At 65.5% G+C, this 13,121-nt stretch carries 15 protein-coding genes and 1 tRNA gene; 5 read left to right on the top strand and 11 right to left on the bottom strand.

The features are described from left to right. Positions 1-4 precede the first annotated feature (4 nt). The 5 genes from CLV85_RS03085 to CLV85_RS03065 form a co-directional block, all read right to left on the bottom strand. Positions 5-832 (bottom strand): MOSC domain-containing protein, encoded by an 828-nt coding sequence (locus tag CLV85_RS03085; protein ID WP_100388128.1) that lies wholly within the window; start codon positions 830-832, stop codon positions 5-7. 77 nt (positions 833-909) lie between these two features. Beyond that, complete coding sequence (locus CLV85_RS03080; RefSeq protein ID WP_169925792.1) at positions 910-2,043, bottom strand: ABC transporter ATP-binding protein; 1,134 nt, start codon at positions 2,041-2,043, stop codon at positions 910-912. A 21-nt stretch (positions 2,044-2,064) separates the two neighbouring features. Beyond that, on the bottom strand, positions 2,065-2,847 hold the full coding sequence (locus tag CLV85_RS03075) for an ABC transporter permease (protein WP_100389248.1): 783 nt from the start codon (positions 2,845-2,847) through the stop codon (positions 2,065-2,067). 101 nt (positions 2,848-2,948) lie between these two features. Then, positions 2,949-3,725 carry a molybdate ABC transporter substrate-binding protein gene (modA, locus tag CLV85_RS03070; protein ID WP_229820361.1) on the bottom strand — a complete coding sequence of 259 codons (777 nt, stop codon included), beginning with the start codon at positions 3,723-3,725 and terminating at the stop codon, positions 2,949-2,951. A 104-nt stretch (positions 3,726-3,829) separates the two neighbouring features. Next, a complete protein-coding gene (locus tag CLV85_RS03065) occupies positions 3,830-4,243 on the bottom strand; it encodes a TOBE domain-containing protein (protein ID WP_100388125.1) in 414 nt (137 codons plus the stop codon). A gap of 97 nt (positions 4,244-4,340) precedes the next feature. On the opposite strand from CLV85_RS03065, the gene CLV85_RS03060 reads away from it, so the two are divergent. Next, positions 4,341-5,597, top strand: coding sequence for a molybdopterin molybdotransferase MoeA (locus tag CLV85_RS03060; RefSeq protein ID WP_100388124.1), 1,257 nt, complete (start codon positions 4,341-4,343; stop codon positions 5,595-5,597). After that, the gene (gene moaC, locus CLV85_RS03055) at positions 5,594-6,073 is read left to right on the top strand and encodes a cyclic pyranopterin monophosphate synthase MoaC (RefSeq protein ID WP_100388123.1); all 480 of its coding nucleotides are present in this window, start codon (positions 5,594-5,596) and stop codon (positions 6,071-6,073) included. The genes CLV85_RS03060 and moaC overlap by 4 nt, the downstream gene beginning before the upstream one ends. 39 nt (positions 6,074-6,112) lie before the next feature. On the opposite strand, the gene CLV85_RS03050 is transcribed toward moaC, so the two are convergent. Beyond that, positions 6,113-6,595: a MogA/MoaB family molybdenum cofactor biosynthesis protein gene (locus CLV85_RS03050; protein ID WP_100388122.1), complete on the bottom strand. Its 483-nt coding sequence runs from the start codon at positions 6,593-6,595 to the stop codon at positions 6,113-6,115. A gap of 53 nt (positions 6,596-6,648) precedes the next feature. On the opposite strand from CLV85_RS03050, the gene CLV85_RS03045 reads away from it, so the two are divergent. Continuing rightward, positions 6,649-7,158 (top strand): GNAT family N-acetyltransferase, encoded by a 510-nt coding sequence (locus CLV85_RS03045; protein WP_100388121.1) that lies wholly within the window; start codon positions 6,649-6,651, stop codon positions 7,156-7,158. A gap of 24 nt (positions 7,159-7,182) precedes the next feature. On the opposite strand, the gene CLV85_RS03040 is transcribed toward CLV85_RS03045, so the two are convergent. From CLV85_RS03040 to CLV85_RS03030, 3 genes are read right to left on the bottom strand one after another with little or no spacing between them, the layout of a single operon-like run. After that, a complete protein-coding gene (locus tag CLV85_RS03040) occupies positions 7,183-8,895 on the bottom strand; it encodes an amidase (protein WP_100388120.1) in 1,713 nt (570 codons plus the stop codon). Further along, entirely contained in the window at positions 8,892-9,971 is a 1,080-nt protein-coding gene (locus tag CLV85_RS03035) for an agmatine deiminase family protein (RefSeq protein WP_100388119.1), read from the bottom strand. Before CLV85_RS03035 ends, CLV85_RS03040 begins: the two co-directional genes overlap by 4 nt. Before the next feature lie 2 nt (positions 9,972-9,973). Further along, positions 9,974-11,335, bottom strand: coding sequence for a flavin monoamine oxidase family protein (locus tag CLV85_RS03030; RefSeq protein ID WP_100389247.1), 1,362 nt, complete (start codon positions 11,333-11,335; stop codon positions 9,974-9,976). Positions 11,336-11,391: 56 nt separating this feature from the next. Between CLV85_RS03030 and CLV85_RS03025 the strand changes: the two genes are divergently transcribed. Both CLV85_RS03025 and CLV85_RS03020 read left to right on the top strand, forming a co-directional pair. Next, positions 11,392-11,997 carry a TetR/AcrR family transcriptional regulator gene (locus CLV85_RS03025; protein ID WP_100388118.1) on the top strand — a complete coding sequence of 202 codons (606 nt, stop codon included), beginning with the start codon at positions 11,392-11,394 and terminating at the stop codon, positions 11,995-11,997. A gap of 39 nt (positions 11,998-12,036) precedes the next feature. Continuing rightward, positions 12,037-12,279 (top strand): hypothetical protein, encoded by a 243-nt coding sequence (locus CLV85_RS03020; protein ID WP_100388117.1) that lies wholly within the window; start codon positions 12,037-12,039, stop codon positions 12,277-12,279. A 63-nt stretch (positions 12,280-12,342) separates the two neighbouring features. On the opposite strand, the gene CLV85_RS03015 is transcribed toward CLV85_RS03020, so the two are convergent. Next, positions 12,343-12,432, bottom strand: a tRNA-Ser gene (locus CLV85_RS03015). A 36-nt stretch (positions 12,433-12,468) separates the two neighbouring features. Next, positions 12,469-13,068, bottom strand: a complete 600-nt coding sequence (locus CLV85_RS03010) for a hypothetical protein (RefSeq protein WP_100388116.1) — start codon at positions 13,066-13,068, stop codon at positions 12,469-12,471. Positions 13,069-13,121: the final 53 nt, after the last annotated feature.

Raw genomic sequence — 13,121 nt, 5'->3', positions numbered from 1 at the left:
CAGACTAACCCGCGGCAGGCTGCGAAACCACCGAGGCGGTCGCGTCGATCGCATCGCCCACGTGAATGCGTCCACCATCAAGCGGAGTGAGCCGGATGCCGAACCACGTTTTGTGGTCACGCTGGCGGTGCTGCGCCAGGGTTCGAATCGGTTCCTTGCCGCGCTCGAGCGTGGTGGGTTCGATCGTGGTCATGACGCAACGGTCGCAGATCATGGTGACGCGAAAGCGCACGTCACCGATGGTGACCTGCGACCAGCTTTCTTCGACGAACGGTTCGAGATCGTCGATGATCACGTTGGGACGGAACCGGATCATGTCGAGCGGTGCGGCATCCGCCTCGGCCCACTCGTCAAGCTGACGCAGCGACGCTTCGCTCGCGAGCAGCAGCGGACCGCCGTCGGCGAGAGAAACAACTTCGCCCGGCTGGCCGCCATCCTCGGGGTCGATCGGGCGCACGGTCGGGTCGGACTGCCAGACGAGGCGCGCGTCGAGGCCGACGCGTTCACTCAGCCAATCGTTGACTTCGCCGCGAGCGGCAAGGGCGGTGCCCTGCCCGCTGTGGCTCACTTCGATCGTGTCTCCGCCCTCCGCCATATCGACGGTCACGCTGGAGCCGTCGCGGTCGGAGAGTTGCACCGCGGTGTCGCTGAGGGCGTGCGCCGAAAGACCCAGCAGGTGATTGTGCTGGCGCGCGGTAAGGCTCTTGCCGTCGCTGTCGACGATGGCCCAACGCCGATCCTGGTCAAGGCCCCACGGATTGACGGCCGCCGAATCAACGTCTTCGCCGGCAAAAGACTTCACTGGATACACTCTGAGTCGTGTCACGCGCATGGGCGAATCCTAGCAACGTGCGCCCCAAGAACGACGGGATTATCCCGAGGATTAGCGGCGTGAAACTGCGGCGTTGATTAGCGTCGCGGATACACCGTGAGCTGAGCTGGATCGACGGAGGCCACGACGCGGTCCCCCGACGCAATGTCGCGCGCGAGCAAATCGGCGGGCGAGGCTTCGGCCACGACGGTATCGCCGAGCAGCGTGACGCGGATTCCTCTGAGGCCGGGCTCGAGAAGATCGACGGTGGCGTGCCATTCGTTGGGGTGCGAGGGAGCGGATGCCTCCCGGCGCAGCGTCACCGCGGACGGCGGGAACGCGATCGATACCTCTGCCCCGACCGCCGATACGCCGCCGCCGACGGCGAGACCACGCCCATCCGCGAGCCGCACGAGCTGGTTTGATTCGACGATTCCGTGCAGCACGTTGAGGCCGACGAGCGTGGCGGCGAACTGGTTGACCGGCTCGCCGAGCACCCGGGCGACGGCGCCGCTGTCGATGATGCGGCCCGCCTCCATGATGGCGACGCGGTCGGCCAGCACCATGGCATCCACCACATCGTGAGTGACGACGATCGTGGCAGGCACGGTCGGTGGGCGGCCATCGATCCCGGTGTGGGTGGCGGAGATCCGGGAGGCCAGGCACTCGCGCAACAGGGTGCGCACGAGCGAGGCGTTCTGCACGTCGAGGGCGGCCATCGGTTCGTCGAAGAGCAGCACGTCGGGTTCGGTGGCCAGCACCCGGGCGATCGCCACACGCTGCTGCTGGCCTCCCGAGAGTTCGGCAGGTTTGCGGGCGGCGAATTCGCTCATGCCAACGGCCGCCAGCCATTCGGAGGCACGGTCGCGGGCCTCCGCCGCCTTCATTCCGTGCGAGCGCAGCCCAAAGGCAACGTTCTCGAGAGCGCTGAGGTGCGGGAACAGCAGGGGGTCTTGCCCGAGCAAACCGATGCGACGACGATGGGCGGGCACCACGGTCATCCGCCCGCCGCCCGGCCGCCCGCCACCCGACGGCGCACCACCGAGCTGCGGAACCTCGGTGAGCACTCGACCGTCGACCGACACCGTGCCGCGCTCCGGAGCGAGCAGACCGGCGATCACCGCGAGCAGCGTCGACTTGCCCGAGCCGTTCGGGCCCAGTAGCGCGAGAGTTTCTCCGGGCGCGACTGAGACGCTCGCGTCGAGGGTGAACGAGCCTCGGTTCACCTGCATGGCGGCATCCAGTGTCATGGGTCAGCGCTCCGCGGTCGGGCGCCAGCTGCGCAGCAGAAGCAAGATGACGATACCGACAACCACGAGCAGCAGCGACAGGGCGATGGCCGAATCTTGGCTCACGCCGGCGCCGTTGAACGCGGTGTAGATCGCGAGGGGCATGGTGCGGGTGGTGCCCGCGGCATTGCCGGCGAAGAGGGCGGTGGCCCCGAATTCGCCGAGCGCGCGGGCGAAGCAGAGCACGGTGCCGGCAATGACGCCCGGCATGATGAGCGGCAGGGTGACGCGGCGGAAGACTGTCCAGCGCCCCGCGCCGAGGGTTGCCGCGACCGCCTCGTAACGGGTGCCCGCAGTGCGCAGTGCGCCCTCGACCGAGATCACGAGGAAGGGCAGTGCCACGAACGATTGGGCGATCACGACCGCGCCCGTCGTGAACGGAATACGGATGCCGAACCAGAGTTCGAGCACGCTGCCGACGAGCCCGTTGCGTCCGAGGAGGTAGAGCAGCGCGATGCCTCCGACCAATGGCGGCATCACGAGTGGGAGCGTCGTGAGCGCACGCAGCAGACCGGCCAGCCGGTTGCCCGAGCGCGCAATCACGAGCGCGAGCGGAATGCCGACGATGAGGCACAGCACCGTCGCGGCGAAGGCCGTCTGCAGCGACAACCACAGCGCCGACTGCGCCTCCGCCGAGACAATCGCGGCCGGAACACTCGGCCAGTCGGCCCGGAGAAACAGCCCGACGAGGGGCAAGATCAGCAGCGCGAAACCGAGGGCAGCGGGCAGGTAGAGCAGGCGCGGGATGCCGGAGCCGGCTGCTGCCGTGGTGCGGGAGGCTGCGCTTCGGGTGGCTGCGCTTCGGGTGGCTGCGTCGTCGGTGGTCTGCGCACTGCGCGAGGAGGTACTCACGGCTTCGAGAATCCGTAGCGCGCGAGAATGGCCTGCCCCGGCGGCGACAACACTAAGTCCACGAACGCGGCCGCGATGGCCGGTTGTGCAGCCTCGTTCAGCACGGCGATCGGGTAGTTATTGCGAGCACTCGCAGCGTCGGCGATCTCGACTCCGTCGACCGCTCCCGCGGCATTCAGCACGTCGGTGACATAGACGAGCCCGGCATCCACTTCGCCCAGCTCAACCTTGGTCAGCACGGCCGTCACGTTCTGCTCTTCCGTCACGGGCGTGAGCTCAACGTCTGCCGCGGCGAGCAGGAGGCGGGAGGCTGCACCGCACGGAACCGCGGGCGCGCACAGGGCAACCTGCACGCCGGGCTCCGCCAGATCGCTCAGTGCCGTGATGTCCAGCGGGTTGCCGGGCTGCACAGCGATCTGCAATTCGTTGCTCGCGAAAGAAACGGGAGCAGTCGCCAACTCGGCGCTGACCTGCTGCATCGTGGCGTCATCCGCGGCAGCAAAGATATCGACCGGGGCACCCTCGCTGATCTGCGTGGCGAGAGTAGAGGAGCCGTCGAAGGAGATCGGGGCGATTGTGACGCCAGGGTTCTCGGCGCTGAAGGTGTCAGCCAACTCGGTGAACGAGGCCGTCAGCGAGGCCGCAGCGAAAATCGTGAGCTCACCCTGCAGCGAACCGTCAGCAGACGTGGATGCCGGTGTCGGCTCTGCTGCCGAGCATCCGGAAAGCCCCACCAGACCTGCCATCGCGATGGCAGCGACCGTCGTCAGCACGCGAACCCGTCGTCGCCCGTGACCGCCCCGCTGTCGCGGCTGCCCCTGCCAGCGCGACTGCCGCGCAGCCTTTGCATACCGCGCAGGCCCCACCGCACCCATCACTAGGAGTTGTCTTTCGGAGCCTCAACAACCACCATCGTCGCTTTCACGACGGCGACGGCGAGCGACCCGATTTCGAGCTTCAAGTCGCGCACGGCTTCGGTCGACATGAGCGACACGATGCGATGCGGGCCGCACTGCAGCTCGACCTGCGACATGACGGTGTCGCTCAGGATGCCCGTGACGAGCCCGACCATTCGATTGCGAGCACTGCTCGTTGTCTCGGATGCCGCTTCCAATTGTTGGGCTTGCTGCGCCCGTTCCTGAGCACGCTGGGCGAGGTCCGCGCCGTCGATGACTTGGCGCCCGGCATCATCGAGCGTCACCGGCAAACCGTCGGCTGCGATCCACCGTCGCACGGTGTCGTCGCTGACTCCGAGGAGCCCTGCAGCTTCGCTGATCCGATAGTGCGCCATGTTTCGGAGTCTATCACCGCAAATACGGAGACAATTAGTCGTATTCACCGCATCCGCCCCTCAGTTAGGGAGGAACCACCTTAGCTAGGGTGAGTGCATGGCTCACGACTCTTCTGCAGCGCCCGCGTCGATCAGCATCGAACAGCATCTCGCTCGCGTTCTCGAGAGCGTCACTGCGCTGCCCGCCATCACCGTGCCGATCGCCGAGGCGCTGCACCGCACGCTCGCCGTCGACGTGCACGCCACCGCCGACGTTCCCGGCTTCGACAATTCCGCAATGGATGGCTATGCCCTTCGCCGCGCGGATGCCATGGCCGCTACCGTCGACAGTCCCGTAACGCTGACTGTCGTCGCTGACCTGCCGGCGGGCTCCGCCGAGAACCCTCGGCTCCAGCCCGGCGAGGCCGCGCGCATCATGACTGGCGCCCCCGTTCCGGACGACGCCGACTGCATCGTGCCCATCGAAGACACCGACGAGGGCACCGCGACCGTGCTCATCTATCGAGCTCCTGCCGAGGCGGCCTTCATCCGTCCGCGCGGTACCGACGTGCAGGCAGGTGACGCGGTGTTGCCCGCTGGCCGTGTACTCGGTGCACGCGATCTGGCGGCCGCCGCGGCATCCGGAGTCAGCACTCTGGCCGTGCATCCCGCGCCGCGCGTCGGCGTGCTCTCGACGGGCAGTGAACTGCGCGAGCCCGGCGACACACTCGCACGCGGCCAGATTCATGACTCGAATTCGCTGTTGCTCGAAGCACTGATTACCGAGTGCGGCGGCATCCCGGTGCAGCTGGGTTCTGTGCCCGACGATGACGCTGCCCTGCGCGCGATCCTCGACGAGCATGCGCCCGAACTGGATGCCGTCATCACCTCGGGCGGAGTGAGCGTCGGCGCTTACGATGTCGTGAAGGCTGTGCTCGCCCCGCTCGGAGTGTGGTTCGGTCCCGTGCGCATGCAACCCGGCAAGCCGCAGGGCTTCGGACGCTTCCCGGTCGGCGACGCCGGCGGCCCCCTCCTCTTCGCCCTCCCCGGCAACCCCGTGAGCGTCTTCGTCTCGTTCGAAACCTTCGTTCGCCCCGCGCTACTCACGATGACGGGCCACTCCACCATTCAGCGCCCAACTCTCTCCGCCACCGTCACGACGGGCTGGCGCAGCCCCGCGGGGCGCGCCCAATACATGCCCGCGGTTGTCGAACGGGATGAACAGGGTGCGGCATCCGTTCGCCCCGCGAGCGCCGGTGGTGCCGGTTCGTATCTCGTCGCGAGCCTCGCCAGCGCCAACGCTCTGGCTTTCATACCCGAAGACGTGACCGAGGTGCGCGAAGGTGACACCCTGACTGTCACACTGGTGTCATGAGCGATCAGCCTTTTACCCACCTCAATTCCGCTGGCCAAGCCCGGATGGTGGATGTCACCGCCAAGACCCCGACCGTGCGCGAAGCAACGGCGGAGGGTTTCGTTCGCTGCTCCCCGGTGATCATTGACGCACTGCGCTCGGGCAATGCCCCGAAGGGCGACGTTCTAGCGGTCGCTCGCATCGCCGGCATCCAGGCGGCGAAGCGCACGGCTGAGCTCTTGCCGCTTGCTCACATCATCGGTGTGCACGGCGCGACGGTTGATCTTGAAGTGACGGATGACGGAGTCGCGGTGACCGCGACCGTGCGTACCGCAGACCGCACGGGGGTGGAGATGGAAGCGATGACCGCAGTGTCCGTTGCAGCTCTCGCAATCGTGGACATGGTCAAGGGTATGGATAAGACGGTGCAAATTGAGAACGTGCGACTGCTCGCGAAGTCCGGTGGTCGTTCGGGCGATTGGCGTCGGCCGGCCTAAAGAGGTCGGCTCGAAGCGGCCCCGCGTAGCTTTCGCTAGCTAGTGGTCTCCGCCGTCAAGCTGCTCCAGAATGTGGCCGATCAGCGGCGCAACCACGGCAAGCCCCTCTTCGACAGCTTTCGTTGAACCGGGCAGGTTGACCACGAGCGCAGTGCCCGCGATACCCACCAACCCGCGACTCAGCACCGCCATCTTCGTGTGGAGTGCGCCTTCGCGGCGTAACTCTTCGGCAATGCCGGGAATCTCCCGCGTGAGCAGGGGCCGGGTTCCTTCGGGCGTGAGATCCCGCGGTGCCACTCCGGTTCCGCCACTCGTGATGACGATGCGGGCACCGGCGGCGAGCGCGGCCCGGATGCCAGCAGTGACTGATTCCGCGCCATCCGGAATCACTGTCAACGACACCGCGTAGCCCTGCTGCTCAAGCAGTTCGACCGCTCGCGGCCCCGAGGTATCGGCGCGCTCCCCCCGAAAACTGCGGTCAGACACGGTGATGACGGCGGCGGGGATGGGGGCATGATCCATACCCGCTACGGTACGGCAGCCCAAACCCCCAGCGCACAACTAAACTCCAGATCATGCGCGCGCCCGAGTTTACGATCCGTCGAACAACTGTCGACGATTGGCGTGAGGTGCGCACACTGCGGCTTGAGATGCTGGCCAATACCCCGATCGGTTTTGCGGAGCGACTCGATAGTGCCCGCACCGCCACGGAAGCAGATTGGCGTTCGCGGGCCGTGCGCGGTCAGAATCCGCGCGGCATCTCAGTCGCCGCCATTACGACGGACGGTCGCTGGGTTGGCACCATGGGCGGCTACGTTCCCGATGCCACGACAGGACCGCTGCTGGTTGGCGTTTATGTCACCCCCGATTTTCGTGGCCGAAAGACTGGGGTAACGGATTCCCTGCTCACCACCATCGAAGAGTGGGCGGCCACCTACGGCAGCACCCTGACCCTCGGTGTGCACGAAGACAACGCCCGAGCGCGCGCCGCGTACGAGCGTCGGGGGTACGCACTCACGCGGCACTCGGTGCCGTACGTTCTCGATAAATCCCGGCGCGAACTCGAGATGATCAAGCAGCTCTAAGCAACACGGGCCGGTCGCGCGCCGCTAGTCCGTCAGCGGCGGAGTGCGCGGCGGCGCTACCCGGCGCTGCGACACCGCCTCGTAGGCGATGCCGATGCGCAGCAGGTCGAGGTCGGAATACGCGGCACCGGCGAACGTGATTCCCACGGGCATCCGGATGTCGTCCATGAGCCCCATGGGAACAGTGACGGTCGGGATGCCCAGGTGCCGAATCGCGAGGTTGCCGTTGGCGACCCAGACACCGTTTCGCCATCCTGCTTCTGCCGTGGCGGGGTTCGTACCCATATCGGCAGCGCCCACGTCGGCGACCGCGGGGAAGGCTACGGCGTCGAGCTCGTTGGCCCGCATCCATTCTTCAAGGTCGACGCGGCGGGTTTCTTCGAGGCCGCGCACGCCCCCTTCAAGCTCGGGAATGTCGGTGAAGTGATCGTAGGGGTGGTCGCGCACCTGGGTCGGGTACACGGCGATGTCGTCTTCGAAGCCGTCGTAGCGATCGTGCGGGGCGCCGGGCACGCTAGGAAAAATCGTGCTGCCGTCGACGCCGACGATCGTGTCAAAGTTCGGGTCGCCGTTGGCCTTCAGAAAGTCTTCCCACGCCCACGCCGAGAGATCGACGATTTCGCGCTTCAAAAACTCGGGACTGACGAGACCGCGGGTTGCGATCGTGGGGGCACCGGCCCGGTCGGCTTCGTAGTTCGAAACGACCGGAAAGTCGACCTCCACCACGGTGGCGCCGGCTGCTTCGAGGTCACGACGTGCCTGGTCGAACAGAGTCAGGATGCTCGGACGGGTGTCAATCGCGGTTCCTGTCGGACCGCCGACTCCTCGCGTGCCCGAGCCCGCCTCGGTATCGCGGTTTATGTACATCCGGGGAACGCCGAAGCGCTTGCCCGCCAGCGGCAGTTCCGCAGAGTCAGTCACGAGAGACAAGTACGTCTCCGGCCGCACACTAGACGCCGCCGGAATCTCCACCCACGGCTGCGAGCGCCAGAAGTCACCACGGGCATCTTCGTCGTCGAACACGATCACGTCGAGCACGGCGAGCAGGTCGGCCATGGTGCGAGTGTGCGGCACGACGACATCCATCGTGGGCACAAGGGGCCAGTTGCCGCGCACCGAGATTACGCCGCGCGAGGGCGTGTAGGCGCAGAGGGCGTTGTTCGAGGCCGGTGCCCGGCCACTCGACCAGGTCTCTTCGGCGAGCCCGAAGGCGGCAAAACTCGCGGCCGTTGCGGTGCCCGATCCGTTCGACGATCCCGAGCCATAGGCGGCGGTCAGGTACTCGGCGTTGTACGGGCTTTCGGCGCGGCCGTAGACGCCGGGCTGCATTCCGCCGTTGGCCATCGGGGGCATGTTGGTGAGGCCCAAGCAGATAGCTCCCGCATCGCGCAGGGCCCCAATGGTGGCGGCATCCCGCATCGCCATCAGGTCGGCGAAGGCGGGGCTGCCGGCTGCTGCGGTTAGCCCTCGGTGCAGGTAGCTGTCTTTGGCCGTGTACGGGATGCCGTCGAGCGGCCCCCGCAGTTGACCGGCAGCCCGGCGTGCATCAGATTCGCGCGCTTCGGCGAGCGCCTCGGCGTTGGGCACGACGACGGCATTGAGCTTCGGTCCGCTGCGATCGTAGCGATCGATGCGCACAAGGTACGCGGTGACGAGCGCCTCACTCGTAAGGGTGCCAGCTGCGAGTGCTTCTTGCAGTTCGGCTATCGACGCTTCGACGACATCGAAGGTGCTCATACGATGGCTCCCGGTTCTTGTGCGGCAGCAACATCGTCGCTGAGGCCGGGAAGTTGAGGCTGCTGTTGGGTGATGCAGTGGATGCCGCCACCGCGGGCGAAGATCTCGCGAGAGTCGACCATGCGCACCTCGCGGCCGGGATACGCGTCGGCCAGAATGGCGGCGGCTCGGGCATCCGCCATCTCGTCGTTGAAGCCACAGCCGATGACTCCCCCGTTGACGACAAGGTGATTGACGTAGCTGTAATCGACGAAGCCGTGGTCGTCGCGCAGCAGGGCGGGCGCGGGCAGCTCGACGATCTCGAAGGCACGGCCGGCGGCATCCCGCTGGCTCTCGAGGCTGGCCCGAATCTCGGCCATCACCTGGTGGTCCGGATGCTCAGGGTTGGGTTGAGCGTGAAGCAGCACGCGTCCCGGCGACGCGATCGTCGCGACAATGTCGACGTGACCGTTGGTGCCGAAATCGTCGTAGTCGCGGGTGAGGCCGCGCGGCAGCCAGACCGCGTGAGTGGCACCAATCGTGCGCAGCATTTCCTGCTCAACGCGGGTGCGATCAGCGAGCGGATTACGGCGCGGGTCGAGCTGAACGGTGTCGGTGAGTAGAACGGTTCCTTCGCCATCGACATGAAGTCCGCCACCCTCAGCGACGAGGAGCGAGCTCACGATCTCCGCCCCGGCAGCCTCAGCGACAACGCGCCCGATCTTCGCCGACTGTTCCCACTCAGCCCAGGCCGGAGCACCCCAGCCGTTGAAGATCCAGTCGACGGCACCGAGAACACCGGGTCGTTCATCGTCGAGCACGAAGGTGGGCCCGATGTCGCGCATCCAGAACTCGTCGAGCGGCGCTTCGAGCAGCTCAATGCTGCTGTCGAGCATCCGCCGAGCACGGAACATTTCGGTCGGGTCAACGACCATCGAGACGGGCTCGAACTGGGCGACGACGTTGGCTACATCAGCCCAAGCGGCGTAGCCGAGTTCACGTTCGGAGTCAGTCGCGCCGAGCGTTTCCCCGACGCGCGGGAACGCCATCCAGGTGCGCTCGTGGGCGGCTGTTTCCGATGGCATTCTCCAGCTCATGGCTAGCCTTTCGTCGCTTCAATAATGGTGGATGCCAACCGCTGTCCCACCCGAATAGCACCGTCAACGTGCTGATAGCCGGCCGCCGCGAGGTCGCTCGAGCCGAACTGGATCGGCCCGACCGGCTCGAGCTGCAGAGCGCCGTAGCGAGTCAGGCCGCCGAGATCGAAGCTCGCCGCGTATGCGCCACGAGTCCACTCTTCGGAAGCCCAGTCGCTTTCGTAGTACACGGCCGGGGTCAAGGCTTCATCGCCGTAATAGGTGGCGAGTGATTCGAGGATGCGCCGCTTGCGGTCGGCGGGATCAAGCGCGAACAGTTCGTCGGCCCGCTCCCCCGACACGAAGCCCACGAGAGTGCCGCGCTCTTCGCCGTGGTTCGTGTTGTCGTATGCCTCGTGCACGATTTGGTACGGGCTGAACGCGGTGCCGGAGAGGCCAGCCGTCCGCCAGAACGGGGTCGCGTAAGTAGCGTGAACCTTGATCACGAGACCGAGCGAGGAATGCTGCTGCATCTGCTGGCGCAGGCGCGGCAGAGCCGGAACGTAGTCGATGCGGTCGTAGAGGTTCGGCGGCACAGCGACGATGACGTGCTTCGCGGTGACCGTGAGTTCATCACTCGTGACGGTCGCGCCAGCGGCGTTCCACTCAATGCGGCGAACCGGCTGCGAGAGTCGAACGACGTCGTCGCCCAACGCCTCAGCCATCACGAGCGGAACCTGCTGCAGACCACCCACCACACGCTTGTCGAGAATGAAGTCGGAGTCAACGAGATTGCTGAAACTGCCAGCGCTTGCTGCCATGAGCAACGCCTGCAACAGCGAGAACGAGTGGGCGGGCTTGGTCAGCATCGCCTCGGCAACGAACAGGGCAATGTTGTCGATTGCTTCGGCATCCGCGCTCTGGCTTTCTAGCCACGCGCGGTACGAGATGCGGTCGAATTCTGTGGCCCGCGGATGCTCCCACGGAGCCTCAAGGTCAAGCTCAGCGACGAGCTCGTCGAGCACGGCAATGAGCCGAGTGATCTCCGCCTCAGTCGCAGCCCCCGCCGGAAAGATGTCTCCCGTAAAGCGGCGAGCCACGCCATCCTTCGAGACGTAAACGCTCTCGCCTTCGCGGTAGCGCGAGTACGTTTCGAGGCCGAGCTCGGCAAGGGTGTCGATGAGTGCGGTCTGGTCAGGAGATACCCACTGACCACCGATCTCAAACATTTGGCCGTCGATCGAATCGGTCCAGAGGCGACCACCAATGCGGTCGCGCGCTTCGAGCACGATCACGCTGTGGCCTTCGCGAACGAGAGCTCTCGCTGCGGTGAGGCCTGTGGCGCCGGCTCCGACGATGACGACGTCGCGATCAATGGTGTTCATGCTCACCATTATTTACCACCTGTTCAATAAGAGTCAAGAACGGCTACACTGCGAGGATGGCAGCAGGCACAACTCGACGACGAAACGCTACCGAGCGAGCATCCGAAATCCGCGACGCGGCTCAGCAGATCGCACTGACTCGTGGCCTCGCCGCAATCTCGCTGCGCGCTCTCGCCGCCCACTGCGGAGTCACCGCACCCCTCATCACGCACTACGAGCCCAGCATGGAAACCCTCGTGGCGACCACGTTCTCTGACATTGCCGAGAAGGAAATTGCCGAAGTCGAGCGTTTCGCTCTCGCGCCGAACAAGCCCCTCGATCAGATTCGCGCGCTCATTGAGGCCATCGCCGATCCCGCGCGAGACAACGTCGGCGAAGTCTGGACCGACGCGTGGAGCCTCGGCCGACGCAACGAGCCGCTGGCCGAAGCCGCCCGCCAATCAATGGATTCCTGGCATGCTCTCGCCATCGGCATCATCCGCGCAGGTCAGGATGCCGGCCAATTCGCCCCGGTGAGCCCCGAGCGGGCAGCGCTCGTGCTCTTCGCACTCGTGGATGCCACCTCGGCCTACCAACTCGTCAACTTTCGCAGTCGCGAGACTCGCGAATCGCTCGTGCGCGAAACCCTCGAGGACATGCTCGACGTCTCCTTGGGAACTTGAGCCAATGCTCGGCATGCGTCGAGTCGATAGGGTGGCCTCGTGAACCCATTACTTCCGGCAACTTATGACCTTGCGTACTCGTTGGTGTTGGGCGGACTCGTCCTTGTCAACGTGCTCGTTTCGCTCCTCGTCGCGATGGCGGCAAAACGCAAGGACCGTGCTTTCGGCTCATTCTTCTGGCTGTCGTTCGCTATGGGATTTCTTATCCCCGCGCTCGTCGTTGCCGCGCTGCCATTTCGCGAGGATGATCCTGATCGACCCAGTAATAAGTCACGACTCTAAAACCGGCAACACGTTACGCACACAAAAAAGCCCCGCATTCACTAGGAATGCGGGGCTTTTCTTTGGCGGTACCGGTGGGATTTGAACCCACGGTGCGCTTTCACACACACAACTTTTCGAGAGTTGCACCTTCGGCCGCTCGGACACGGTACCGGGAGAGAGTTTAGTACAGATATTGGCGACGCGCGTTCACTGGTTTTTACGCATCCAACTCAGGCCGTGGAGAAGCAGGGCTCCCACCAGAGAAACAGAGCCCAGAATGAACCCGCCGGGAGCCAACGACTGCACGCTGGCGACCATCGCGTAGCTCTCCAGCGCTCCATTCGAATTGCCGTAGAGAATCGAATTTGCCCACCAGAGCGTTGCCGTCGTCGCGACGATCGACATCACTCCCAGTGCCCACAACACATAGAGCCAGGGGTTGCGCGCGAGACTTGCGGGCGCAGCGGTCGCGACGTCGCCGGCTACCGCTCCTGCTGTCGCTCCCGTGTCGTCCACGTACTGCGACTGCGGGTCAGGAGCACCCGACTCTGTCGACGTCCCGAGAGCGGGTGCCAAAGTACTCGCGGGTGAAACAAAGGGCGGCGGCGCGGATGCCTCAGCACGCTGCTCAGCCCCACCGCTCGTGCCAAGCGGGCGCTGCTGTGTGCTCGCGCCGGCAGTCTCCGCACGATACGAGTCAACAGCTCCTGCAGCCTGAACGGCGCCTGCTCGTTCGCCGCGCTCCTCTGCCGCGTATCCCCGTTGAAAGGCGGGGTCGAACCGCGGATCGAAAGTCTTGTCGGCCACAGCGATGCTCCCTTGTTCGGTACCCCATCGTAAACACGATCGCACTAAAATCG

Origin of the sequence: Salinibacterium amurskyense (assembly GCF_002797685.1) — a bacterium.
Lineage (GTDB): Bacteria > Actinomycetota > Actinomycetes > Actinomycetales > Microbacteriaceae > Rhodoglobus > Rhodoglobus amurskyensis.
Note: the sequence above shows the minus strand (reverse complement) of the source record. Positions and strands in the feature narration are given on the sequence as shown.